This is a genomic window from Nonomuraea sp. JJY05 (assembly GCF_043496855.1).
Taxonomy (GTDB): Bacteria; Actinomycetota; Actinomycetes; order Streptosporangiales; family Streptosporangiaceae; genus Nonomuraea.
The window spans coordinates 46,489-70,328 of the sequence record NZ_JBIEIS010000037.1 but is presented as its reverse complement, the minus strand read 5'-3'; the positions used below and the strand labels follow the sequence as shown (position 1 = coordinate 70,328).

The window sequence follows — 23,840 nt, the reverse complement described above, 5'->3', positions numbered from 1 at the left end:
AACCCCCAGCCTCATCTCCCATCCGGCATCAACACCACCTGCACCTGCACCCTCGACCCAGCCCGCAGTCCCGCCGCCAATCCCACCCAAGAGCCATCCCACCCGCCTCATCCTAGAACGCGATATGTCTTGACCGTCTCTCCATACGCGACATATCGTGTTCCTCGACCATAGACGCGATACTACGCGTTCCCGGAGGTGGACAAGCATGGAACAAGAGCGGGTGCCCGTCCTGGTGGTGGGCGGTGGGTACGCAGGTCTGAGCACGGCAACGCTCCTGGCCTGGCGCGACGTGCCCGTCATGCTGGTGGAGAAGCACCCAGGCACCTCGATCCAACCCAAGGCGTTCGGCGTCGGCCCCCGAGCCATCGAGCTGCTGCGCCCCGTACCCGGCATCGAGCAGGAACTCCGCGAGACCTGGGCCGGCATCGGGGACAACATGCGCATAGCGATCGGCAAGAGCCTGGCCGACCCGAACCCTTACATGATCGTCAACGACGAGCAGAAGGAGATGGCCTTCCTGGCCGACATCACCCCAGCGGCGCAGGTGGGGGCGCCCCAGGCCGCGATCGAGCGGCTGCTGCGGTTCACGGCCGAGGAGCTGGGCGCCGACCTGCGCTTCTCCACCGAGCTGGTCTCGCTGGAACAGGACGAGGACGGCGTGACCGCGCTGATCCGCGACGCCGACGGCGACCGCCTCGTACGAGCCGACTACGTGGTGGCCGCGGACGGCTACCGGAGCCCGCTCCGCCGCCTCCTGAACGTCCCCACCTCGGGCAAGGGCGAGCTGGGCCGGATGTGCTCGATCATGTTCGACGCGGACCTGAGCGGGCTGGTGCGCGAGCGCGAGGTCACGCTCTGGTACCTGCAGAACGACGTCTTCACCGGTGTGATCGTGACCGGCACCGGCGTCGGGGCACACGTGCTGGGCGTCAACTACTCCGATGGCCAGAGCGACGCCGACTTCACCGAGGAGCGCTGCATAGAGCTGGTACGCATCGCGACCGACCAGCCCGACCTGGACGTTCAGTTACTGGACAAGGCGTCGTTCGCCCTGGGGCACGTGGTGGCCGACACGTACCGCGCCGGCCGGGTGTTCTTCGCCGGGGACGCGGCCCACACCATGCCACCCACCGGCGGGCAGGGCGGCAGCACCGCGCTCCAGGACGGCTGCGATCTCGCCTGGCGCCTCTGGCTCGTCGTCACAGGCCAGGCCGGACCCGGCTTCCTCGACACGTACGACGCCGAACGCCGCCCGATCGGCACGCTGACGGCCGACGCCCAGCTCGCCAACCTCGGCGTACGCATGCCTCCAACCGCCCGCGTCGGCTACCCGGAGCCGGTCGATGACTTCATCAGCGTCATCATCGGATACCGCTACCACTCCACCGCCATCCTGGACGAACCCGGCGACGACGGCTCCATCCTGGAGGACCCACGCGTACCCAACGGCCGCCCCGGCAGCCGCGCCCCACACGTGGTGCTCGACTGGGAAGGCCAACGCATCTCGACCATCGACCTTTTCGGCTCCGGCTTCGTGCTACTGGCCGACAGACAGGGCGGCCAGGCCTGGATGGACGCCGGACGTCTGGTCAAGGAGCGCCTCGGTGTCCAGCTCACGCGGTTGGTGGTGGACGAGGAGCTGAAGGACGTAAACGGGCACTTCCGGGAGCGGTACGGCGTCAGCGGGGGCGGCGCCGTCCTGGTCCGACCGGACGGCTATGTTGCCTGGCGCTCCCCCGGCCCCGTCCCAAACCCGGCAGCCACCCTCGAGCAGATCATGACCCAACTCCTCAGCCGCTAGCCCGGTTTTCCGTACGTGAGGTTGTTTGAAGATCGCTGGGCTGCTGTGGTGATCGTTGTCGCGGTATGACCTGGCTGGTGAGACACGTGCGGAGTGGGGTCGGGCCAGTGTCGAGAAGATTCTGGGAGCGTTACCGGTGGTGGCGGGGGTTCTGCTCCCGGCTGCCAGTCCGGGAGCTGGTGGAGGCGGCCTACCCCGTACGCGATACCGCAGAGCTGACTCATGGCCAGGTGATCGAGGTACTGGTGGCCAACCGGCCGACCTCGCCCGCTCCGCTGGTGCACGACCAGGCATGGGCCAGGCAGTGGGCGGTGGGCCGCCACTATCCCGACGAGCACGCGGTCGCCGACCGGATCACCGCCATCGGCCGCGTCCGCCAGGTGAGCGCCTACCTGAGGGCTGAGACCGGCACCGACCCACTCACTGGCAAGCCGACCCTCGCCTGGCACTTCGACGCCCACGCCCTGGACGCTGAAGCCGCCACCGACGGCTGGTACGCCTTGCTGACCAACCTCGACCCACGTCAGGCCGATGCCGAACAAGTGCTGCGCCACTACGAAGGCCAGGAAGCCGTCGAGCGCCGCCATCAGGCGTTCAAAAGGCCCGCTGGCCGTCACCAGCCTGTACCTCAAGAGCGACCGCCACATCAACGCGCTGATCACCGTCATCTGCCTGGCCCTGCTCACCTGCCTGATCGAACACCAGGTCCGCCTCGCACTGGCCGCCCGCGGCCAGGCCAGGGTCGACGGGTTGTACGTCGGCAGGCCCGCCGTTCCCACCGGCAAGCTCGTCCTGGACGCGCTGACGGCATCCGGCTGATCCGGGCACCGGCCAGTCACCCCCGACCATTCCGCAACCCACCGATCTTCAACTCCGTCTCCTGGACCTCCTCGACATCGATCCACGAGACCTCCGCCGAAGATCACTAACATGCCGAAAAAGGGGGCTAGCGGGGCGGCCGGACCTCGCGATGGCGTACGGCCGGTGCGCCGCCCAGCTCGTCCAGCAGGTCCGCGAGCAGCGCGCGGCACTCCTCCAACCGCCGCTTCCCGCCGCGTTCGGCCAGCCGCGACTCCAGCGCCTCGCGGGCCCGCCGGGCTGTCGCCACCGCCTCGCGGCCTCGCCCGGTCAGGTGCACGCGGCGGATGCGGGCGTCGCGCGGGTCAGCCAGGCGCTCCACGTAGCCGAGGCGTTCGAGCTCGGCCACGGTCTTGGATGCCGCCTGCTGCGTCACGCCCAGCTTCGGGGCCAGGTCGCCCACTGTGGGGCCCACGTCGCCGACGAGATGCTGGAAGACGTATCCGTGTGCGAACCGCAGGCCGGAGAAGCCCTGCTCCGCCAGGCTCTCCTGCACGACGGAGGCGGCCGCGAATCCGACGAAGAGGGCAAGTGTCCCGGTGTCCAGGTCGCCGGGTTGTACAGGCTGCATGAAGACATTCTGCAGTTGACAACCATGATTGTACAACTATGGTTGTGAATATGACGAACCTCCACCAGCACGCCAACGTGGACCTCGCCGTTCGTTATCACGAGGCGGTGTCCCGAGGCGAGAGCCCCGAGCCGTACTTCCACGAGGACGCCGTGCAGCGCGAGCTGCCCAATGCGCTCTTCCCCGACGGCGCCGTACGCGACCTCAGAGGTCTGCGCGCGGCGGCCGAACGCGGCCGCACGACCATCAAAGAGCAGCGCTTCGAGGTGCTGAACGCGGTCGCGGCCGGCGACCAGGTCGCCCTCGAGGTGCTCTGGACCGGCACACTCGCCGTACCGCTGGGCGACCTGCCGGCCGGCCACACCCTGCGGGCTCACATCGGGACATTCCTCGAGTTCCGCGACGGCAAGATCGCGGCCCAGCGCAACTACGATTGCTACGAGCGCCTGACCCGCCGCTGACGCCCCGCCACACAACGGCGGGCCGCGCAGCACATGCTCCCGCCGCTGACACCCCGCCACACAACGGCGGGCCGCGCAGCACGCGCTCCCGCCGCTGACACCCCGCCACACAACGGCGGGCCGCGCAGCACATGCTCCCGCCGCTGACACCCCGCCACACAACGGTGGGCCGCGCAGCACATGCTCCCGCCGCACCTGGCCCCGGCGCTGAAGGGCACGTTCGGCCGCGATCAGCTGATCGGCGTCAAGGCGTTCTTCGGGGGCGCCGAGGGGAGCGATATCGCCGAGATCCGGGGCGACGGCGACTATCACGAGGCCGGCTCCCGCACCCTCGCCGGCCTGGACCGGTCACGTCCGGCGTGTCCCACGCCCCGCACGTTCGTGCTGCTCGTGCACCACGAAACCAGCTAGGCCCGTTCCACACCTTGTCCCGACAGCCCTCCGCTCCTCCGCCACCCGCCGTCTTCGGACACGGCTTCTTGGGAAAGAGAGGCCGTGTCGGCGGCTCCATAGTGGCCGACCCATGACAGGGCGGCACGTGCGGAAAACGGGGCCAGCGAACCCACCGACCACCTTCCAAGCAACCCCAGACTCAACCGAGCAACACCTCCACCCAACGACCCCGGCCAACCCACCGATCACCTCCCAAGCAACCCGGACTCAACCGAGCAGCACCTCCTCCCGGCGAGCCCGCAACCCGTCACGCAGCTGCCCCAGCTCCCGGCAACGGTCCTCGAGCTGCTCCACCACTTCTCGGACACCGCCCATCCTCTGGAGGCCGCCTTCCGCCACCATGCCGAGCGCCTCCACCTGCCGGACGAACTCGCCTACCGCCCCCTGGCCGCACAGGACCGCGAACCCGGCCGTCCGGGCCCGTTCCCGAGCAGGCAACTCCACATCCAACTCGGCCAGCAACCGCCCGATCTCCAGCAACTCGGCGCCCCGGGGATCGGCCGAAGCGGCCACTCGCCGCTCCTCACGTGCCAGCAACTCCTCGTAGAGCTCCCGCGCCGGTCCCACCTCTGCCAGGTCCCGTTCCACCGCCGCGAGCACGGCCATGTACGCTCCCAGCCTCGTTTCCGCGACGGCTATCTGCTCCTGGTCCCACACCTCGACCACGTCGAGCTCCCGCCGGGCCTGCCTCACGAGGGCGGCAACGGCTGTGTGGCGCTCGTTCAGCCCCTCCCAGCGACGCGCCCGCTGACGCGCCGTACGCAGATCTTCATCGATCATCTCAAACGGGATCACGTCACTTGGACGGCCGAATGCCTCGATTCGGTTCAGGACGAGCATGCACTTTTACCAACAAATCCGACCATAACAGGCATCACATCTGTCTCTTCCATCGCTCCCTCCTGCATGCGGACGCCTAAGAAAAGGATGTCTGTCGACGCCACAGCCAGGGCATGGTCCGGCGGGGACGCTGGGGTCGTGCGGAGGCGCTGAGGTCGCAGAGGGTGGGGGTCGCGCGGAGGCAATGAGGTCGGGCCGGGGCGATGAGCTCGCGCGGGAAGGCTGAGGTCGCGGGGGCTGGGGTCGCGGGGGCTGAGGTCGGGCCGGGGGGCGCTGGGATCGCTCGGAGGCGCTGAGGTCGGGCCGGGGGCGAGGAGGTCGGGCTCAGGCTGCCGCACGTTCGGCCTCCACTCGTGGGGGATGAGCGGGCGGTGGGACCGGTGTCGCGGTCAAGGCGGGGGCCGGCGTCGGTTCCATGGGCAGGGCTGGGTGCATGGTTCGGGTCGGCTCCAGGGGGTGGGCGGGGGTCAGGGGCGTTGGGAGGAAGGGGGTTGGTCGTGAGGGGGTGGGTGGGGCTGGAGGATGGCAGTTGATCAAGGTGAGTGGGGGGTGGGCGGGTTTCTGGGTGGCGCATAGCCAGTCGTTCAGAGAGCCGGGGAAGCCTGATGGTGGGCCGACCTTCAGGCAGGTGATCTGGCCGGCGCCCGGTGGCGGGCCGATCCTGAGGCGGCGGATGGTGCCTGTGCGGCCCAGTTCTCCCTGATCCGCGTCGTAGGGCGTCAGCTGGACGCCGAAAGGGAGGCCGCCGTCCGGCTGATCTACGGGGCTTATCTGGAGGAAATCGTCGATCTTGCGGTCGGTGGCCTCCGGGTGAGTGCTCACGTAGGCCAGGTGGTCTGTGACCAGGCGGTGGGCCACTGTGCGGAGGAGGTTGGTAGCGCACAGGTTGTGGGCGCAGGCGGCCCCGTCGAGGGTGATCTCGGGGAGGGCGAAGCGGCGCAGGCCGCGGGACGTGACGCGTAGGCAGTCGCACACGCCCATGTCGGACGGGTCCCAAGGCGGACAGGTCGCGGCGTCGTGGACCTGGACGTCCCACGACAGCCAGTCGTCGGTGAGCCGGAAGTCCGTGGGCTCGCCTGCGCATCTTCCGCAGGTGAGGATGGTGGCGCCTGTCAGTGGGTCGATCAGGAGTCCATCACACTCCCTCGCCAGGGCTCGGGCCGTCGCTCTCGCCGTCTGAATGCAGGCCGGAAGCTTGTGCGGGGGCGCGGTCGTGGACACCACCACGTATTGGGTGGTGCGGCGTAGGCGACGTCTTTCCTCGTCTGTGAGGTTGGCCGCGGTTGGTCTCCAAGGGGCCTGGTGGTGGGTCACCGTCAAGGAGCCGCTGCCTGTTGCGGTGATCGCGGCTCTTCTGTACGGGCCGGCTATGCGCCAGGGCACGAAGGAGTCGACGTCGAACGGCAGGTGCTCTGTGGCCACGATGAAGAGGCAGGTCAGCGTAGCGGGCACAGGCAAGATGATCTTCATGGTGAATGCACTCCGGGGTTGTCTCTGGGCTCCGCGCGAACGTGGGGCTGTGGTGTGGTTGGGCTTGCAGTGCTGGCGTGTTGGGGGTGCAGGAGATGCTGGGAATGCGGGTTGTTGGGACGTTGGGCGCCTGGCGGTGCGGGGGGCGTGGAGCGGCGTTGGGGACATTGGGCGGTCTTGGGGACATTGGGCGGTCTTGGGAACGTCGGGCGGTCTTGGAGCGGGCGGTGGTGTCGGGCGGCGGTGTCGGGCGGCGGTGTCGGGCGGCGGTGTCGGGCGGCGGTGTCGGGCGGCGGGCGCTCTTGGGGCGGAGGGCGGGTCTCGGGAGCGGTGTTAGGGGCTTCAAGGGTGGCTGGGCACTCAGGATCATCGGTGATCGTGGGGGACCTGGGCGGAGTGGAGCGCGGTTCTGTGGATAACGCCTGGGGTTGTGCTCGTCCTTGTGGATAACGCTCCGCTCTGATCCGCTGCGGTCCGCCCGGATCGGCTGCGGTCCCGCGGGAGGGGTCGGCGTGAGATCGGCTGCGTAGCGCCACTGGGCGGATCGGCGCGGGATCGATTGGGAAGGATCGCTGGGGCGTCGGCCTGCGATCAGACGCGAGGCATCGCCCGGGCGTTGGCCTGCCACCGACAGCGAGGCATTGCCGGGCGGCGGCCCCACCACCAACAGCAAGACATCACCAGGCAGCCGCACAGCACGACAGCGAGATGTCGCGTGGGGGCGGGGAGTCGGCGGGCATGGGTTTGGGGTGTGCGGATTCATGGAGAGCGGCCGTCAAGGCGGCGGGGGATGGCGCGGCCGGCGTGAACCGTCGGTGGCGTGCCATGTGCCCACAGCTTTGTGGCGGCCATGGGCGGGGGATGGCGCGGCCGGCGTGAAGCATCGGTGGCGTGCCATGTGCCAACAGCTTTGTGGCGGCCGTGGGCGGCGCTCGGCAGGCCTATGGTTTGCATCGGCGAGCGTGACGTGTCGAAGGCTTAAGAGTCGGCCGTACGCTCGTCGCGCCGATAGATGGCGCTGCGCATCAATCCCGGTTCAAGATATTTTGCGCTCGCCGGTCGCTCGCTGGCTAGAGTGGCGCGGTGAACCTCCCAAGATCCAGAAATCGAAGTCGAGGTCTCGCCGGGCTCGCCACTGCGGCCGTACTGCTAGGCGGTTTGGTCGCGCCACCTCCGGCCGCCGCAACGGAAGACGGCTCCGCGAGCGTGCTCGCGCATCACTTACGCCGAACTCTCGACCAGTTGCAGTTCGAGCAGGTCCTGGACACCAATCCGCCGGCCGGCGCGGCCGAGTTGAACGCGCTGCGGCAGGACAACGTCGACAAGGAGACGAAGAAGCCTCCGAAGAAGGCTGACCTGCTCGCGGCCGTCGCGGCGGCCGCGCCGATCTCGCAGCAGCCACAGATCGACCTGACCGTCATCGAGCTGAACCGGGCCGGGCGGCTTGTCTCCTCGGGCACCGTGCTGATGAGCCCGCAGTATCCGGACGGGAAAGTCGTGCCGGTCGACCGCAACCTGCACACCACCGACGTCCGCTGGCGGCAGTGGGACGACGCCGGCTGGTACGCCAACCACGGCCAGGGCACCATCGACATCGTGCCGGGGCGCGAGAACGCCTCCATCGACTTCATGAGCCCCTACCCCGCGTCGGTGCTGAAGCTGATGGTGGCGTTCGGGGTACTGCGCCTGGTCGACCAGGGCCAGATCTCGCTCGACGACACCTACGACTACCAGCCCACGACGATCAGCTCGCTGTGCGGCCCGGCCAGCAGCAACACGGTCCGCAACTATCTCGACGCCTCACTCACGTGGTCGTCCAACGCCGCCACCTGCGCCATGGTCAAGCTGCTGCACGACCGCAGCGCCGTCGACGGCCTCAACCAGACCTTCCAGGACCTGGGTCTGGAGACGCTCCAGCTGAAGAACACCAACCCGGCCAACGGTGCCCGGTGGGGCAACCCCGTAACCATGAGTTCGCTCGACACGGCCAAGCTGCTGATGCTGGTCAACGGCGGCCTGGGCACCCTGTGGACGGCCCCCAACGGCACCGGCGTCACCGGCGCCGTCCTCAGCGACGCCTCCCGCGCGTTCTTCAAGGGCAAGCTCGGCGACCAGGGCATGAACCTCACCCTGTCGACCACCAACTGGTGTGGCGCCGCCTACCCCGCCCCGGGCATCCCGCAGCTCACGCCCTCACGTTGGATCGGCGCCGACGGCACCGTGACCATCCCGGGCCAGGGCATCGCGTACGGCCACGACGTACGGCCGTGCAACGACGCGGCCGAGGTGACGTACGCCCACAAGAACGGCTGGGTGAACAACTCCGGCGCCGACGCGGGCATCGTGAAGGCCCTGCCCGGCAAGGGAGGCCGCACCTACGTCGTCGCCATGTTCTCCAACCTCGGCTACCAGTACGTGGACTCCAACCGCCCGCCGACGGGCGCCGAGAACGTCTGGTTCACCGAGAAGCTCGCCAAACTGGGCAAGGTCATCGACGACTACGAGAAGCGGCGTCACCCCTGATAGCTGATTAGCGCATGAAATTGAGAAACCTCGGCCGAGCCGGGTAGGCCGGCACGGTGGGGTAGGCGCGCGCCACGCCCGACTCGGCGAGTTGGTCAGGCGCGCGCCACACCTGACCCTGCCGGTCCGGGCAGGCGCCACCAAACTCAGGTGGGTCGGGCAGGCGCGGCACGCCCCCCGGGCTCGGGTGGGTCGGGCAGGCGTGCGGCACGTCCCACTCGGCCGAGAGACCCGCGCCCTCCATAGCGCCATCCATAGCGCCGCTCAGAGCGGTCGGGGCGCCTGTAGCACCCGGAGCTCGGAGAACTCCGAGCCCCGGAGTGCCCAAGCCTTGAAGTGCCCCGAGCCCCGGAGTGCTTGGAGTACCCGCGTCCCCGGAGTCCGGAGTCCGGAGTCCGGAGTCCGGAGTCCGGAGTGCCGGAGTGCCGGAGTCCGGAGTGCCGGAGTCCGGAGTGCCGGAGTGCCGGAGTCCGGAGTGCCGGAGTGCGGAGAATGGCGCAGGTCCGGTTGCCTGTGAGGGTGGGGACGTGCACGACGGTCCCGGGGTGGGTGTCCGCAGGGGCGATCCGAACGTCAGCGAGAGTCATCCGCGTGACCGGCCCCGCCGAAGAACCCGCCTGACGCCCTACGCCCCCGCCGCCAACCAAACCCGCCTACTGGCGAGGGGGATGAGGTTTGCAGATGGCCATGGATTGGGCCGGGAGCCACAAGGAGTCGCCGTCCGCCATGACGGGATCGTCCGAGGCCAGCAGCACCGTTCCGGAGGGCACCGGTACCGTGGCCGACTCCTGGGCGAAGTTCACCGCCACCGCCAGCGACCCCCGCCACATCACCAGCCACTTCCCCAGCGGATCCACCTCCACCCTGACCCGGTCCATACGCGGGTCGCACAGTTCGGGCAGCGCCTTGCGCAGGGCGATCAGGTCGCGGTACCAGCACAGCAGCGACCAGTGCTCCTCCTCCTTCACCTCGCCCCAGTCCAGTTTCGAGCGCAGGAACGTGTCCTCGTCCGACGGGTCCGGCGCGTCCCAGACGTACCCGAATCCCTCGAACTCCCGCTCCCGCCGCGCCGCCTCGCTCTCCCGCAGCGCGGGCTCCATGTGATCGGAGAAGAACAGGAACGGCGTGCGCGCCCCCCACTCCTCCCCCATGAAGAGCATGGGTGTGAATGGCGAGGTCAGCAGCAGGCCCGCGCCCAGCTTGAGAGCGGGGACGGACAGGCGGTCGCCGCCGGGGCGGTTGCCGATCTGGTCGTGGTTCTGGACGCAGGCGACCAGCCGGTGGCCGGGCACGCCCGTGAAGGGACGGCCGTGGGAGCGGTCGCGGAAGGAGGAGTAGGTGCCGTCGTGGAGCACTCCCGAGGTCAGCACCTTGGCCAGCGCCGGCAGGGAGGAGAAGTCGGCGTAGTAGCCGTGGGACTCCCCGCTCACCGCGCAGTGCAGGGCGTGGTGGATGTCGTCGCACCACTGGGCGGTCATGCCCAGGCCGCCGGCGTCGAGCGAGCGCACCATGCGCGGGTCGTTCAGGTCGGACTCGGCGATCAGGGACAGCGGGCGGCCGAGCGAGCAGGCCAGCGCGTCCACCTCCGCCGACAGCTCCGCCAGCAGGTGCTCGGCGCGGCGGTCGTGCAGCGCGTGTACGGCGTCCAGCCGCAGCCCGTCGATGTGGTAGTCGCGCAGCCACTGCACCGCGTTGCCGACGAAGTACCGCCGTACTTCGTCGGAGCCCGGCCCGTCCAAATTGACCGCATCGCCCCAATAGCTGCCCTTAAATCCGGAAAAATAGGGAGCGAAGGGGTGCAGGAAGTTCCCCGACGGGCCGAGATGGTTGTAGACGACGTCCAGGATGACCCCGATCCCGGCCCGATGGCACGCGTCCACGAACGACTTGAGCCCGTCAGGCCCCCCGTACGTCTCGTTGACCGCGTACAGGTCCACCCCGTCATAACCCCAGTTCCGCCCCCCGGGCACGGGCGCGACCGGCATGACCTCGACGAAGTCGACCGACAGCTCCACCAGGTGCGGCAGCTTCTCGATGGCCGCCGAGAACGTCCCCTCCGGCGTGAACGTCCCCACGTGCAGCTCGTAGATCACCGCTCCCCGCAGGTCGCGGCCCTTCCAGTCGTGGTCGGACCACGTGAAGCGAGCGTGCTCGTACACGGCGCTCGGCCCGAAGATCCCCTCCGGCTGCCGCCGCGACCGCGGATCCGGGTACGGCCCTTCGCCGTCCACCTGGTACGCGTACCGCGTGCCGTGCGAGGCCCCCGCCACCTCGACCGACCACCAGCCCCTCTCCCCGCGCGACATCGCGTGAGGTTCGCCCGCGGCAAACAGTTCGACAGCCGTGGCCTTCGGTGCCCAGACCTCAAAGATCATGTCGCTCCAGCAGTGAGACCGGATACTGACCGAGCAGGTGCGCGAGCGGGATCCGCCCCGTGTAGAGGCAGCCGGTGAGCAGGTCGCGCCAGGTCCCGCCGGGGAGCGTCAGGGACGTGGAGCCCCATCCGCAGCGGGCCAGACGCGCGGGAAGCCGGGTGGCGACCGCGACGGCCTGCGGCCGCTCCCCGCGGGCGAAGGCGATCACGTGCGACGCCGCCGGCCCCTCCGCCCACAGCGGCCGGTACGGCGCCGCTCCCCCGAGACGGCGGCGCAGCCGCAGCGCCTGCGTCGTCACCAGCAGTTTGGCCGCGTCCCACGCGGTCTCGGGTTTGCGGGGGTACGTCACCGGCCGCCGGTTGTCCGGGTCGACCAGCGAGAAGTCGGTCGTCTCGTTGCCCTGGTACACATCGGGCACCCCGGGCATCATGAGCTGCACGAGCTTGGCCCCGAGCGAGTTGGACATGGCGTAGGGCTCGATCCGCGCGGTGAACTCGCCGACCGGCTGCCGCACCGCCGCAGCGGCAAACTCCCGCAACCCACGCTCATAAGATGGATCCGGATTTATCCAGGAAATGGCGGTCTTGGCCTCCCGCGCCGCCTTGAGCAGGTAGTCCGTGAACCGCTCGACCGAGATCGGCCAGGCCGCCATGAGGTTCTGCCAGGCCAGATAGTCCAGCTGGGGGTCGAAGCGCACCGAGGCCGACCACGACGCCACCGCGGCGGCCCACTCCTCGGGCAGTTCCGACAGCACCGACAGCCGCGCCCGTACGTCCTCCGACCGCTTGGTGTCGTGCGTGGACAGCGTGGTCATCGTGTACGGCCGCAGCTCCGCGCAGAAGTCGTGGAAGTCCTCCACCGCCACCCCGAACGCGTCCGGCTCCCCGCCCACCTCGTTGAGGCACGCCAGCGGATACCACCGGTAGAGCGCCGTGTCCTCCACACCCTTGGCCATGACGGGCCCGCACGCCTGCTGGAACCGTACGATCGCCTCGTCCGAGCCGTACAGGACCTCGCGGGCCAGCGGCAGCACGGCGGGCGAGCACGCCTCGGCGGCCAGCTCGACGATCTCGACGGACTCGGGCGGCGGCGGCTCGCCGGGCACCACGTACGCGCGGTAGACCGGCATCGCGGCGAGCAGCTCACGCACGGCGGCGGGGTCCTGCCCGGCGGCCCTGGCCAGGCGCGCGACCTCGGCGCCGAAGAACAGGTCGATCACCTCCCGCTTGGCCTGCGCCATCACGGGCCGGTACTCGGAAGGTTGCCCGGTGATGTCGGCAAAAAGCTGGACGAGGGGAGCTTTGCCGTCGGGATCGACGAAGAGCCCGTTCACCCGGTTGAGCACGTCGTAGCCGCTGGTGCCGTCGCAGGCCCAGTCGCCCGGCAGCCGCTCGGGCCCGATGAGGATCTTCTCGACCACGGTCCAGGTCTCGCCCACTCTGGCGCGCAGCCGTTCCAGGTAGCCGCGCGGGTCGGCCAGCCCGTCGGGGTGGTCGATCCGCAGCCCGTCCACCAGCCCCTCGTCGAGCAGCCAGAAGATCACCTCGTGCGTGGCGAACAGCACCGCCGGATCCTCCACCCGCAGGCCGATTAAGGAGGACACGTCGAAGAAGCGCCGGTAGCCGGGCCCCTCGCGCCAGTCCACCAGCCGGTAGTGGCCGGGATAGGGGTAGGTGTGCCCGTGGTACCGCACCACGTCGCCGTGCACGTACGGCTCCGTGTCGTCGCCGAGCACGGGCAGCGCGACCTTCCCGTCCTGCCAGTCGATGTCGAACCAGCTCGCGTACGGCGAGGCGGGCCCGTCCTTGAGCACCGACCAGAACTGCGCGTTGACCGTGTTCATGTGGTTGGGCACGATGTCCACCACGATGCCCAGGTCATGGGCGGCGAGCTGCTGCGCCATCTCCCTGAACCCCGTCGCCCCGCCGAACTCCTCCCTGATCCTGGAGTGGTCGGTGACGTCGTAGCCGTGCCGCGACTCGGGCGTGGCCTGCAGGATCGGCGACAGGTAGACGTGGCTCACGCCGAGGTCGCGCAGGTAGCCGGCGATCTCGGCCACCTGCGCGAAGCCGAAGTCGGGGGTCAGCTGCACCCGGTAGGTGGAGGCCGGCCTAGACACGGCGCAGCACCCGCACACTGCGTCCGGGCACCTCGATGGCCTCCCCGCCGCGGCAGATCGGCACGTCGAGCATGATCGGCATGGCGGTGTCGATCTCCGTGTGCCACATTTCGCCGTAGTCCTCGGGAATCGTGAACTTGATCATGTCGTAGTGCGCGTTGAACAGCACCAGGAACGAATCGTCCGTGATCGTGCGGCCCCGCCGGTCGGGCTCGGTGATGGCGTCGCCGTTGAGGAACACGGCCAGCGACTTCGCGTATCCGACGTTCCAGTCGCCGTCCGTCATCTCCTCCCCGGACGGCGTGAGCCAGGCGATGTCGTTGAGCCCGCGTACCGGCTTGCCGTAGAAGAAGCGCCTGCGGCGGAAGACCGGGTGCCGCTTGCGCAGTGCGGCCAGGCTCTGCGTGAACTCCAGCAGCAGCCAGTTCTCCCGCACGTCGGACCAGTCGACCCAGGTCAGCTCGTTGTCCTGGCAGTAGCCGTTGTTGTTGCCCTTCTGCGTGCGGCCGAGCTCGTCGCCGTGGGAGAGCATCGGCACGCCCTGCGACAGGAAGAGCGTGGTGAGGAAGTTGCGTTTCTGCTGCTCGCGCAGCGCCTCGACGGTGTCGCCCGCCGGGCCCTCCTCCCCGCAGTTCCAGGACCGGTTGTCGTCGGTGCCGTCGCGGTTGCCCTCCTTGTTGGCCTCGTTGTGCTTGCCGTTGTAGGAGACGAGGTCCTGCAGGGTGAAGCCGTCGTGGCAGGTGACGAAGTTGATCGAGGCCGCGGGGCGGCGGCTGTCGTCCTGGTAGAGGTCGCTCGACCCGGTGAACCTGGACCCGAACTCGGGCAGCGTCGCCGGCTGCCCGCGCCACAGGTCGCGGATCGTGTCGCGGTAGCGGCCGTTCCACTCCGTCCACCGCGACGGGAAGTTGCCGACCTGGTAGCCGCCCGGCCCCACGTCCCACGGCTCGGCGATCAGCTTGACCTGCGACAGCACCGGGTCCTGCTGCACCAGGTCGAAGAACGAGCTCAGCCGGTCGACCTCGTGCAGCTCCCGGGCCAGCGTCGAGGCGAGGTCGAAGCGGAACCCGTCGACGTGCATCTCGATGACCCAGTAACGCAGCGAGTCCATGATCATCTGCAGGACGTGCGGCGAGCGCATGAGCAGGCTGTTGCCGGTGCCCGTGGTGTCCACGTAGTAGCGCGGGTCGTTGTCGACCAGGCGGTAGTAGTCGGGGTTGCCGATCCCCTTGAGGCCCAGCGTGGGCCCGAGGTGGTTGCCCTCGGCGGTGTGGTTGTAGACCACGTCGAGGATGACCTCGATGCCCGCCTCGTGCAGCGCCCTGACCATGGCCTTGAACTCCAGCACCTGCCCGCCGCGCTGCCCCTGGCTGGAGTAGCGGTTGTGGGGCGCGAAGAACCCGATCGAGTTGTAGCCCCAGTAGTTGGACAGGCCGCGCTGCTCCAGGATGTGGTCGGTCACGAACTGGTGCACCGGCATGAGCTCCAGCGCCGTGACGCCGAGCTTGGTGAGGTGGTCGAGGATCTCGGGGTGGCCGAGCGCCGCGTACGTGCCGCGCAGGTGCTTGGGGATCTTGGGGTGGCTGATCGTCAGCCCCCGCACGTGGGCCTCGTAGATCACGGTGTCGTGGTACGGCGTCGCCGGCGGCCGGTCGTGCCCCCACCCGAAGAACGGGTTGATCACGATGGACCGCGGCACGTACGGGGCCGAGTCGGTGTCGTTGCGCGTGTCGGGCTGGCCGAACCGGTAGCCGTAGACCGCCTCGTTCCAGGTCACGTCGCCCTCGATGGCCATGGCGTACGGGTCGAGCAGCAGCTTGGCCGGGTTGGAGCGCAACCCGCGCGCCGGGTCGTACGGGCCGTGGACGCGGTAGCCGTAGCGCTGGCCCGGCCCGATCCCCGGCAGGTAGCCGTGCCAGATGAACCCGTCGACCTCGGTCAGCGGCACCCTCGACTCGACGTTGTCCTCGTCGAACAGGCACAGCTCGACGGCGTCCGCGACCTCGGTGTAGAGCGAGAAGTTCGTCCCCGCACCGTCGTAGGTCGCCCCGAGCGGATAGGGGTCTCCCGGCCAGATCTCGATCATCGAGGCTCCCTTGCGGTCTCTCCCCATGTTCCGTTCCCCCGCTCACCCGGACAAGCCGCTTTGTTCCTTCCCACCCTCACCAGGTCGTTATTCCAGTTGAACGGCGTGAGCCGTCCCCGACGGCGCGGTATCGGAGGCGGCCCACCCCCAAAGCATGGTTTGCCGGCGCCGATCCTGGCTACGTGGTGGTGCCATGGGCGGCTGCAAAAGGTTCTTACTTCGCGGCAACATCGTCGAACTCGCCGTGGCGGTGATCATCGGCGCCACCTTCAGCGGCCTGGTGCAGGCGCTCGTCTCCGACCTGATCACCCCGCTGATCGGCGCCGTCACCGGCGGCAGGCAGCCGAACTTCGCCGACTACTCCTTCACCGTCAACGGCAGCCGGTTCAAGTACGGCGACTTCCTCAACCACCTCGTCACCTTCATGGTGGTCTCCGCCGTCGTGTACTGGCTGATCGTGGCCCCGATGACCCGGCTGATCAGCCTGTTCGACCGGGACAAGGACGCCACGACCAAGCAGTGCCCCGAATGCCTCACCGACATCCCCGCCGAGGCCCGGCGGTGCGCCGCCTGCACGGTCGAGCTGGTGCCGGATTCGGAGAAGCCCGCGTAACTTTGTCCGGCACGGCTTTCCGGCACATGGGCGCCGTGTCGCGCGAGTACGGTACTTGTCCGTCAAGATGGACCGATGAGCGTTGAGTTGATGGTGTGGGACGAGCCGGTGCCCATCAGCAGGGACCAGGCCCGCGCCACCTATCTGGCGGTCAAGCGGGACTCCCCTGTGACGGGGGAGGCACCCGACGTCGCCAAGGAGCTGCCCGGGGAGGTCACGATCTACCCCGGCCATGTGCTGGTGACGATGGACCTGGACACGATGGACGAGACGTCCGCGCAGGTGTTCACAGTCGCGCGGGCGCACGGGCTGGTCTGCTACGACCCTCAGCGCGACCTGGTGCACAACGTGGCACCCCTGGGGGTCTACGAGGGCATGCAGCTCCACACGGGCGACGGCATGGTCGTCCACGACCCCGACCTCGGCCTGATCCACGACGTCCTCGCCACGCTGTCGGCGCAGAACCCGTTCGTGGCCCTGGTCAACTTCGGGCGGCACTTCCTGCAGGTTTCGCCCGGCTACGAGCTGGAGTACAAAGAGGGCACGCTCATCCGGACGATGGTGCCGGAGCTGGCGGAGGTGCAGGCCGCCTTCAACGAGTACGCCACGGGCGAACGCTCGTTCCTCGCGCGCCACGAGTGGGCCTAGATCACCTGCCTGAGCAGCTCGGGATCCACGTTCCCGCCGGACAGCACGACCACCGTGCGCGCGGGCGCGACCCGGCCGCACAGCAGCGCCGCCGTGGTGACCGCCCCGCTCGGCTCGGCCACCACCCGGGCCGAGCGCGCCAGATGCCCCATGGCGGCCTTGATCTCGTCCTCCGACACGGTGACGATCTCGTCGACCCGGCGGCTGATGTGCGCGAAGGTCAGCTCGGACAGCGCCGTACGCAGCCCGTCGGCGATCGTCCGGAACGTCCGGGCCGCCCCCCACTCCACGGGGTGGCCGGCGGCCAGGCTCTCGGCGGCGTCGGCGGCCAGCTCCGGCTCTACCCCGATCACCCGGACGTCGGGCCGCAGCGCCTTGACCGCCGTGCCGACCCCCGACGCGAGCCCTCCGCCGCCCACCGGCACGAGCACCACCTCGACGTCGGGCAGGTCCTCGACGATCTCCAGACCGACGGTGCCCTGCCCCGCGATCACCGCCCGGTGGTCGTAGGGCGGCACCAGCGTCAGCCCCCGCTCCGCGGCCAGCTTCCCGGCCACGACCTCCCGCTGCTCGGGCGGCACGACGACGACCTCGCCGCCCCATCCCTCGATGGCCGCCGTCTTCACCCGGGGCGTCCCCTCGGGCACGACGACCACGCACGGCACCCCGAACTCCCTGGCCGCGAAGGCGAGGGCCTGCCCGTGGTTGCCGGACGAGTGCGTCACCACGCCGTCGGGCCGCAGCGAGGCCACGGCGTTGTACGCGCCCCGGAGCTTGAACGCCCCGACGGGCTGCAGGCTCTCCGGCTTCACCCACGCCTCGCCCATCCGTATGAGCGGCGTCCGCACCGCCACGCCCTTGATCCGCCCGGCCGCCGTCCGAATGTCGTCGATCGTCACCAGCTCCATGCGATCACCCTACGGGTCGCCAGAATGAGGCAGGATCGGAGACCATGAGAACGCTGTACCCGCCCATCGAACCCTACGAGTCCGGCCTGCTCGACGTGGGAGACGGCAACCAGATCTATTGGGAGGTCTGCGGCAATCCCGAGGGAAAGCCCGCTGTCATGCTGCACGGCGGCCCCGGCGGCGGGTGCTCGGCCAAGCACCGGCGCCAGTGGGACCCGGAGCGCTACCGGATCGTCCTGTTCGACCAGCGCAACTGCGGTCGCAGCCTGCCCCACGCCAGTGACCCCGCCACCGACCTGGCGGCCAACACCACCTGGCACCTCGTGGCCGACATGGAGAAGCTGCGCGAGCACCTCGGCATCGACAGGTGGCAGGTCTTCGGTGGCTCGTGGGGCAGCGCGCTGGCCCTGGCGTACGCGCAGCGGCACCCCGACCGCACGACCGCGCTGATCCTGCGGGGGATCTTCACGCTGCGGCCCCAGGAGCTGCACTGGTTCTACCAGGACGGCGCCTGCTACCTGTTCCCCGACCGGTGGGAGTCCTTCCTCGCGCCCATTCCCGCCGAGGAGCGCGGGGACCTCATGGCCGCCTTCCGCAGGCGGCTCGAAGGGCAGGACGGGGAGGCCAGGCTGGCGGCGGCCAAGGCGTGGGCGCAGTGGGAGGCGGGCACGATCACGCTGCTGCCCGACCCCGAGCTCGTCGCGGAGTTCGGCGAGGACAAGCTGGCCGTCTGCTTCGCCCGCATCGAGAACCACTACTTCCACCACGGCGGCTGGTTCGAGCCCGAGCAGCTCATCAGGGACGTCGACAAGATCAGGCACATCCCCGCCGTGATCGTGCAGGGCCGTTACGACGCCTGCACGCCCGCGGCCACCGCCTGGGACCTGCACAAGGCCTGGCCCGAGGCCGACTTCCACCTGATCCACGACGCCGGGCACGCCTTCACCGAGCCGGGCATCCTGGACCGGCTCATTGAGGCGACAGACGGGTTCTCGCAAGCCGCACCGCGGGGGTGACGGCCCCCACCAGCAGCAGTGCGAACAGCGGCGCCAGTGCCAGGCCGAGCACGAACCCCGCGGCCACGTCGTGCGGATAGTGCACGCCCACGAAGACCCGGGAGAACGCCATGACCGCCGCCAGCGGCAGCACCACCCACGCGAGCGCCCGCCAGGCGAGCACGAGGGTGGCGGCGGCCCCGGCCGCGATCACCGAGTGGTTGCTGGGGAAGGACCAGTCGCCCGAGGGCGGACAGGCGGAGATCGTCGTGACCCCGCCCCGGCACGGCCGGTCCTCCCTGATGATGGTCTTGACGACCTCGCTCACGACGTACGCGAACACCACCCCGGCCGGACCCGCGATCACCAGTGCCAGGTCGCGGGCCGGAGCCCGCCACGCCCGGAGCGCGGCCGCCACGAACAGCGCCACGAACAGGAATAACCCGGCATCCGTCCCGACTTCGGCGAGGGTGTGCAGCCACCCGGGCGTGGTCAGGGCGAAGTCGACGATGTCGCGGTACACGTGTGTCCAATCCATGAATGGGCGATGGACACGACCTTACGAACTCCCGCCGTCAAATGCCTCGACCCTAAGGCCAAAAGTCGCGAAATGTCCTAAGAAAGAAGCTGGCGCACGAGGGCGGCCTGCTGCGTCTCCAGCTCGGCCCTGGTGATGAGCCCCCGGTCGAACGCCTCGGAGGTGGCGTCGCGCTCGGCGATGTAGTAGGCGGCCATGATCTCGCTGCGGAGCGGCGTGAACCCGCGCTCCACGCAGGCCGAGAAGACGGTCACCTTCTGCTCCACGGCGTCCGCGGCCACCGTGCAGGCCAGATCCCGCGCCCTGAGCTGCTGAACCGCTTCACGCAGCGTGACGGGACCGCGGGCCCCGTTGAAACTGATGTCAAGAGTGATCTTCACTTCTTTGCGCCTCCGATGGTTTGCAACGTTCCGATCAAGGCCGCGTATTCCCAGCTCAGAGCGGGTAAGAGGGCAGTCGTGATCGGAGAGCACGTGATCGTCGGCTACACGAACGACCCGGGCGGGCGCGACGCCCTGGCCCTGGCCGCCGCGATCAGCCGGCTCACCGGCGGCGAGCTCACGGTCGCCACGATCTACCCGCCGGGCAGCCCGGGGCTGGCGGTGGAGGCGCAGGCCAACCTGGCGCACGCGGCGGAGGAGCTCGGCTCGATCCCCGCCGGCTATCTCGCGTACGAGAGCAGGGGCACGGGTCGCGGGCTGTCGGTGCTGGCCAGCCGCATCAGGGCCGACCTGATCGTGGTCGGCTCGGCCGACGGCGGCCAGCCCGGCCGCATCACCATCGGCGCCACCTCCAACCACCTGCTCCACCTGTCGTCGGAGGCGGTCCTGCTGGTGCCCGCCCAGTACGTCCCCGTCGACGGGCCAGGCCGCCTGACGCTGGCGTACGTGCACCGGCCGCAGTGCGACGAGGCGGTCGAACGGGTGGCGCAGGCGGCGCTGCGGCTGGGCATCCCGCTTCGGCTGATCACCCTCGACCTGCGCACGGACGATCCGGGCAAGCTCAGGGACGACCTCGCGCTGGCCGTGCGGCTGGCCTGGGAGACCACCGGGATCGAGGCGGAGGCGGAGGTGGCCGAGGGGCACGACGTGGCCGCCGCGCTGGCGAACGTGGAGTGGCTGCCGGGCGAGCTGCTGGTCTGCGCGGCCAGCGAGGACGCGCAGCCGCACCGGGTGTTCCTGGGCGAGCTGGCCATGAAGGCGCTGCGGGCCTCGCCCTGCCCGGTCATCGTGCTCCCCCGCGGCTTCGCCTGACACCGGACGCGCCGAGACGCCCGAGCCGGCTCCCCATCCGGCTCGGGCGCCTCTTCAGTGCGGCACGAGGTCAGCGGGCCGTGGTGGCCTCGTACAGCTCCAGGTAGCGCTCCGCCATGACGGATGGGGAGAACCGGCGGCGGGCCTCTCTGCGGCACTCCTCCGGGTCGATCTCGTCCACCCGCAGCACCCACTCCGCCAGCTCCTCCTCGGAGTCGGCCAGGAAGCCGGTGCGGCCGTGGTCGATGATCTCGGGCAGGCAGCCGCGGCGCAGCCCGACCGGCGGCACCCCGAGCGCGAGCGCCTCGACGACGGCCGTGCCACCGGGCTCGTCCCACTGGATGGGGAAGAGCGCGGCCCTGGCCGCCGCGTAGAGCTGGTCCCTGGCCTCACCGCCCACGGCGCCGACCCACCTGACCAGATCCCCGTCGAGGTAACGGGACACCTGGTCGAGGTGGTAGCGGACGTCCGGATGGCTGTTCAGCGGGTGGTACGGGTTCTGGACCACGACGTCCAGCTCGGCGGGGGTGTTCCGGCCGCTTACCGGTCCCGCCAGGACCAGCGGGAGCCCCAGCTTCTGGCAGATCCTGGCCGCCACGTGCTGGCCCTTGAGCCCGCAGATCCGGCCCATGACCATCAGGTACTCGCCCCGATCGACCCGCAGGTCGCGGTCGGCGAGCGGGCTGGCCAGGTAGACGGCCCCGAGCGAGGCCTCCCGCAGGGCGTCGGGAGCCCGGGCGAGCTGCGACTCCGAGACGCCGTTGACCGCGATCGACGGCGGGAACGCGCCGTAGAACGCGGGATGCTTGCGCAGGTCCCAGTGCAGGGTGTGCAGGACGGGCGGCCCGCCGAACGCCGACAGGACCGCCGGCCCGACCACCTCGACGTGGTCGTGGACGAGGTCGATGTCGTCGCGGGCGCGCAGCTCGGCCACCACCCTGGCCTGGTGGGCGTGCGCGATGCCCATGACCTGGTTGTACGGCTTCTGCAACTCGGTGAACTGGCCGTCGTCGTACACGCTGATCAGCTCGTCCACCTCGAGCGTGCTGGACCCGACGGAGGCCAGGACGACCTCCACGCCGCGCTCGCGCAGCGCGGGCACCAGCGTGGCCACGACGTTCTCGATCCCGCCGTAGCCGGGGGGCGGGACCGCGAGCCACGGCCCCGCGTTGACCAGGACTTTCATGCCACATCCTCCTCTTGCACGAGGGAGGCGAGCGGAGGTCGCTCCGCCACGGCCACGTCCACCAGGTCCGCCCCGTCGATACCGAACTGCAGCATCGTGTGCGCGGGGCGCTGAGCCGCCAGTACGCGCCCCTGGCGCTCCAGGCGGGACCAGGCGGTGAGCATGATCTGCCCGGCCATCCGGCCGAGCGCGCCCACCGACTGGTGCGTGTGCGTACGGCTGCCCAGGTCCACCTGGGCCATCGCGTCCAGGCCGACGAGCTGGAGCAGGTCGACGAGGAGGCCGAACTCCACGCCGTACTCGGTGACGAAGGGCACCTGCTCCAGGACCTCGCGCCTGGCCGCGTACTCGCCGCCGAGCGGCTGCGAGAACCCGGCCAGCTCCGGCCAGAACATGTTGATCAACGGTCGGGCGACCAGCTCGGTCACCCGGCCGCCGGCGGCGCGGCGGACCACGCCGTCCTCGCCCGTGAACGGACGTTCGTAGGTCGCCTTGACGAAGCTGATGTCACTGTCCACCAGCAGCGGCCCCACCAGGCCGGACACGAAGTGGGCGCCGAAGTTGAGCAGGTCGGCGTCCACGAACACGACGATGTCGCCCTTTGAGGCGGCCAGCCCCTTCCACAGCGCCTCCCCCTTGCCCGTCAAGGGCGGCAGGTGGGAGAGCACCTGGTTCTGCGCCACCACGCGGGCGCCCGCCTCGCGGGCGCGTTCGGCGGTGGCGTCGATCGAGTTGGAGTCGACGACGAGGATCTCGTCGACGAGCGGAACCCGTTCGACGAGGTCTCGGTGGATCACGCGGACGATGTCACCCACTGTGCGCTCTTCGTCACGAGCAGGCAGGATGACACTTACCGTGGTGGATCCCTTGGCCAGCATCAAGGCGTCGACCGGCCACTCGGCTGCCGTGCTCGAGTGCGGACCGTACCACTCCTGGATTCTGGCCAAGGCTCGCAGGTTTCTCTCCATGCAGTAAGCCCCGATCTCACGAGGTCACGACTTCTGCCCGATCTATGCGCCTTTGAACCTCTTTGTTTGATGGCGATCAGATGTGGCATATGCCGGAATGTGTCCCCAATGACCCGCGTCGGCATCATCGGTGCCGGAAATGTCGCCGCTCGCCACGCAGATGTACTGTCCGGCTTCCCAGATGTCTCGATCGCGGGAATCGCCGACATTGATCTCCACAGGGCCGAGGCTTTGGCCTCCCGGCACGGCGCCCCCGCCTATGGTGACCATGCCGACCTACTCAGCGCCGGCGGTCTCGATGCTGTTTACGTCTGTGTGCCTCCTTTCGCGCACGGCACCCCCGAACATGATGTTCTGTCGTGTAATCTACCGTTTTTTGTGGAAAAACCCCTTTCGCTCGACCTCCAAACCGCAGAAAACATCGCGTCCGAAATCGAGCGAAGATCGCTGCCAACGGCGGTCGGCCATCACTGGCGTTATCTGGACATCATCGAACACGCCCGTGACCTGCTCGCGGAGCGCCCCGTACGGCTCGCCCTGGGCCACTGGCTGGACAAGGTGCCGCCGGTCGCCTGGTGGCTCAACCCGACCATGTCGGGCGGCCAGATCGTCGAGCAGGCGGTCCACGTGCTGGACCTCGCCCGGGTCCTGGTGGGCGAGGTGTCGATGGTGCACGCCGTACCCGCCGTCAACCACAACGACGGCGAGGTCGACCGGGCCACCGCGGCGGTCCTGCGCTTCGCCGACGGCGCGGCCGGGCTGCTGGCCACCTCCTGCCTGCTCGCCCAGAAGCACCGGGTGGGGCTGGAGGTGTGCGCCGACGGCCTCGCGCTGGAGCTCAGCGAGACGCGGCTGCTGGTGGACGGCCAGCGGGTGATCGAGGACGACGGCCTGGCGAAGACGCGCGTGGACCGGGAGTTCATCAACGCGGTGCAGGGTAAGGACGCCGACGTACGCGTACCGTACGGGGAGGCGCTGCGGACGCATCGCCTGGCGCTGGCCCTCGCACAGTCCGCGGCGGAACGGAGGCCGGTGGTGCTGGATGGGAGCGAGGGAGCGCCGTCGCCTGGACTGAGGAACGGCGGGAGCGAAGCGACCAGAGTGACGAGGGAAGGCGACGGACCCCAGCGACCGAGCCGCCGAACGGAGTGAGGCCATGGGCGCAGTCCTG

General features: G+C 69.5%; 19 protein-coding genes and 1 pseudogene. 10 read left to right on the top strand and 10 right to left on the bottom strand.

Features of this window, described 5'->3' with window-relative positions; all coding sequences use genetic code 11:
* Positions 1-208 precede the first annotated feature (208 nt).
* The gene (locus ACFKCF_RS43470) at positions 209-1,804 is read left to right on the top strand and encodes an FAD-dependent monooxygenase (RefSeq protein WP_394501228.1); all 1,596 of its coding nucleotides are present in this window, start codon (positions 209-211) and stop codon (positions 1,802-1,804) included.
* 531 nt (positions 1,805-2,335) lie between these two features.
* Complete coding sequence (locus ACFKCF_RS43465) at positions 2,336-2,623, top strand: hypothetical protein (protein WP_394501227.1); 288 nt, start codon at positions 2,336-2,338, stop codon at positions 2,621-2,623.
* A gap of 127 nt (positions 2,624-2,750) precedes the next feature.
* On the opposite strand, the gene ACFKCF_RS43460 is transcribed toward ACFKCF_RS43465, so the two are convergent.
* The gene (locus ACFKCF_RS43460; protein ID WP_364677601.1) at positions 2,751-3,233 is read right to left on the bottom strand and encodes a MarR family transcriptional regulator; all 483 of its coding nucleotides are present in this window, start codon (positions 3,231-3,233) and stop codon (positions 2,751-2,753) included.
* Between the two features lie 50 nt (positions 3,234-3,283).
* Here ACFKCF_RS43460 and ACFKCF_RS43455 point away from each other — a divergent pair, with 50 nt between their 5' ends.
* On the top strand, positions 3,284-3,694 hold the full coding sequence (locus ACFKCF_RS43455; RefSeq protein WP_326644037.1) for a nuclear transport factor 2 family protein: 411 nt from the start codon (positions 3,284-3,286) through the stop codon (positions 3,692-3,694).
* Between the two features lie 165 nt (positions 3,695-3,859).
* A pseudogene (locus ACFKCF_RS43450) lies at positions 3,860-4,105 on the top strand (DUF6348 family protein); the annotation flags it as partial.
* A 249-nt stretch (positions 4,106-4,354) separates the two neighbouring features.
* Here ACFKCF_RS43450 and ACFKCF_RS43445 read toward each other — a convergent pair.
* Positions 4,355-4,927 carry a hypothetical protein gene (locus ACFKCF_RS43445; RefSeq protein WP_394501226.1) on the bottom strand — a complete coding sequence of 191 codons (573 nt, stop codon included), beginning with the start codon at positions 4,925-4,927 and terminating at the stop codon, positions 4,355-4,357.
* Positions 4,928-7,699: 2,772 nt separating this feature from the next.
* Between ACFKCF_RS43445 and ACFKCF_RS43440 the strand changes: the two genes are divergently transcribed.
* On the top strand, positions 7,700-8,980 hold the full coding sequence (locus tag ACFKCF_RS43440) for a serine hydrolase (RefSeq protein ID WP_394501225.1): 1,281 nt from the start codon (positions 7,700-7,702) through the stop codon (positions 8,978-8,980).
* A 653-nt stretch (positions 8,981-9,633) separates the two neighbouring features.
* Here ACFKCF_RS43440 and treZ read toward each other — a convergent pair.
* Genes treZ through glgX form a run of 3 tightly spaced genes read right to left on the bottom strand, consistent with a single transcriptional unit; the run spans position 9,634 to position 15,560 of the window.
* Positions 9,634-11,355, bottom strand: a complete 1,722-nt coding sequence (gene treZ, locus ACFKCF_RS43435; protein WP_394501224.1) for a malto-oligosyltrehalose trehalohydrolase — start codon at positions 11,353-11,355, stop codon at positions 9,634-9,636.
* Positions 11,345-13,474 carry a malto-oligosyltrehalose synthase gene (gene treY / locus ACFKCF_RS43430; protein WP_394501223.1) on the bottom strand — a complete coding sequence of 710 codons (2,130 nt, stop codon included), beginning with the start codon at positions 13,472-13,474 and terminating at the stop codon, positions 11,345-11,347. The genes treZ and treY overlap by 11 nt, the downstream gene beginning before the upstream one ends.
* Positions 13,467-15,560, bottom strand: coding sequence for a glycogen debranching protein GlgX (glgX, locus tag ACFKCF_RS43425; RefSeq protein WP_394501222.1), 2,094 nt, complete (start codon positions 15,558-15,560; stop codon positions 13,467-13,469). Before glgX ends, treY begins: the two co-directional genes overlap by 8 nt.
* A 193-nt stretch (positions 15,561-15,753) precedes the next feature.
* Here glgX and mscL point away from each other — a divergent pair, with 193 nt between their 5' ends.
* Together mscL and ACFKCF_RS43415 are read left to right on the top strand one after the other, a co-directional pair.
* Positions 15,754-16,173 carry a large conductance mechanosensitive channel protein MscL gene (gene mscL / locus ACFKCF_RS43420; protein ID WP_394501221.1) on the top strand — a complete coding sequence of 140 codons (420 nt, stop codon included), beginning with the start codon at positions 15,754-15,756 and terminating at the stop codon, positions 16,171-16,173.
* A 75-nt stretch (positions 16,174-16,248) separates the two neighbouring features.
* On the top strand, positions 16,249-16,821 hold the full coding sequence (locus ACFKCF_RS43415) for a hypothetical protein (protein ID WP_394501220.1): 573 nt from the start codon (positions 16,249-16,251) through the stop codon (positions 16,819-16,821).
* Here the strand turns inward: ACFKCF_RS43415 and ACFKCF_RS43410 are convergent.
* On the bottom strand, positions 16,818-17,729 hold the full coding sequence (locus ACFKCF_RS43410) for a threonine/serine dehydratase (protein WP_394501219.1): 912 nt from the start codon (positions 17,727-17,729) through the stop codon (positions 16,818-16,820). The genes ACFKCF_RS43415 and ACFKCF_RS43410 overlap by 4 nt on opposite strands.
* Positions 17,730-17,773: 44 nt before the next feature.
* On the opposite strand from ACFKCF_RS43410, the gene pip reads away from it, so the two are divergent.
* Complete coding sequence (pip, locus tag ACFKCF_RS43405) at positions 17,774-18,745, top strand: prolyl aminopeptidase (RefSeq protein ID WP_394501218.1); 972 nt, start codon at positions 17,774-17,776, stop codon at positions 18,743-18,745.
* On the opposite strand, the gene ACFKCF_RS43400 is transcribed toward pip, so the two are convergent.
* Together ACFKCF_RS43400 and ACFKCF_RS43395 are read right to left on the bottom strand one after the other, a co-directional pair.
* Positions 18,699-19,262, bottom strand: coding sequence for a phosphatase PAP2 family protein (locus ACFKCF_RS43400; RefSeq protein ID WP_394501217.1), 564 nt, complete (start codon positions 19,260-19,262; stop codon positions 18,699-18,701). The two genes, pip and ACFKCF_RS43400, sit on opposite strands and share 47 nt — an antisense overlap.
* A 77-nt stretch (positions 19,263-19,339) precedes the next feature.
* Positions 19,340-19,642, bottom strand: coding sequence for a hypothetical protein (locus ACFKCF_RS43395; RefSeq protein WP_394501216.1), 303 nt, complete (start codon positions 19,640-19,642; stop codon positions 19,340-19,342).
* Positions 19,643-19,720: 78 nt separating this feature from the next.
* Between ACFKCF_RS43395 and ACFKCF_RS43390 the strand changes: the two genes are divergently transcribed.
* Positions 19,721-20,515 carry a universal stress protein gene (locus ACFKCF_RS43390; protein WP_394501215.1) on the top strand — a complete coding sequence of 265 codons (795 nt, stop codon included), beginning with the start codon at positions 19,721-19,723 and terminating at the stop codon, positions 20,513-20,515.
* A gap of 70 nt (positions 20,516-20,585) precedes the next feature.
* Here ACFKCF_RS43390 and ACFKCF_RS43385 read toward each other — a convergent pair whose 3' ends face one another.
* Together ACFKCF_RS43385 and ACFKCF_RS43380 are read right to left on the bottom strand one after the other, a co-directional pair.
* A complete protein-coding gene (locus ACFKCF_RS43385) occupies positions 20,586-21,701 on the bottom strand; it encodes a glycosyltransferase (protein ID WP_394501214.1) in 1,116 nt (371 codons plus the stop codon).
* Positions 21,698-22,648 (bottom strand): glucosyl-3-phosphoglycerate synthase, encoded by a 951-nt coding sequence (locus tag ACFKCF_RS43380; protein WP_394501213.1) that lies wholly within the window; start codon positions 22,646-22,648, stop codon positions 21,698-21,700. Before ACFKCF_RS43380 ends, ACFKCF_RS43385 begins: the two co-directional genes overlap by 4 nt.
* A gap of 129 nt (positions 22,649-22,777) precedes the next feature.
* On the opposite strand from ACFKCF_RS43380, the gene ACFKCF_RS43375 reads away from it, so the two are divergent.
* Positions 22,778-23,821: a Gfo/Idh/MocA family protein gene (locus ACFKCF_RS43375; RefSeq protein WP_394501212.1), complete on the top strand. Its 1,044-nt coding sequence runs from the start codon at positions 22,778-22,780 to the stop codon at positions 23,819-23,821.
* Positions 23,822-23,840: the final 19 nt, after the last annotated feature.

Excerpts from the sequence above, each read along its gene's own strand:
- ACFKCF_RS43375 (WP_394501212.1), top strand. The coding sequence starts at position 22,778 with ATGACCCGCGTCGGCATCATCGGTGCCGGAAATGTCGCCGCTCGCCAC.
- ACFKCF_RS43460 (WP_364677601.1), bottom strand. The coding sequence starts at position 3,233 with ATGCAGCCTGTACAACCCGGCGACCTGGACACCGGGACACTTGCCCTC.
- ACFKCF_RS43445 (WP_394501226.1), bottom strand. The coding sequence starts at position 4,927 with ATGATCGATGAAGATCTGCGTACGGCGCGTCAGCGGGCGCGTCGCTGG.
- ACFKCF_RS43455 (WP_326644037.1), top strand. The coding sequence starts at position 3,284 with ATGACGAACCTCCACCAGCACGCCAACGTGGACCTCGCCGTTCGTTAT.
- ACFKCF_RS43465 (WP_394501227.1), top strand. The coding sequence starts at position 2,336 with ATGCCGAACAAGTGCTGCGCCACTACGAAGGCCAGGAAGCCGTCGAGC.
- glgX (WP_394501222.1), bottom strand. The coding sequence starts at position 15,560 with ATGATCGAGATCTGGCCGGGAGACCCCTATCCGCTCGGGGCGACCTAC.
- treZ (WP_394501224.1), bottom strand. The coding sequence starts at position 11,355 with ATGATCTTTGAGGTCTGGGCACCGAAGGCCACGGCTGTCGAACTGTTT.
- ACFKCF_RS43415 (WP_394501220.1), top strand. The coding sequence starts at position 16,249 with ATGAGCGTTGAGTTGATGGTGTGGGACGAGCCGGTGCCCATCAGCAGG.
- mscL (WP_394501221.1), top strand. The coding sequence starts at position 15,754 with ATGGGCGGCTGCAAAAGGTTCTTACTTCGCGGCAACATCGTCGAACTC.
- pip (WP_394501218.1), top strand. The coding sequence starts at position 17,774 with ATGAGAACGCTGTACCCGCCCATCGAACCCTACGAGTCCGGCCTGCTC.
- ACFKCF_RS43385 (WP_394501214.1), bottom strand. The coding sequence starts at position 21,701 with ATGAAAGTCCTGGTCAACGCGGGGCCGTGGCTCGCGGTCCCGCCCCCC.
- ACFKCF_RS43470 (WP_394501228.1), top strand. The coding sequence starts at position 209 with ATGGAACAAGAGCGGGTGCCCGTCCTGGTGGTGGGCGGTGGGTACGCA.
- ACFKCF_RS43400 (WP_394501217.1), bottom strand. The coding sequence starts at position 19,262 with ATGGATTGGACACACGTGTACCGCGACATCGTCGACTTCGCCCTGACC.
- ACFKCF_RS43410 (WP_394501219.1), bottom strand. The coding sequence starts at position 17,729 with ATGGAGCTGGTGACGATCGACGACATTCGGACGGCGGCCGGGCGGATC.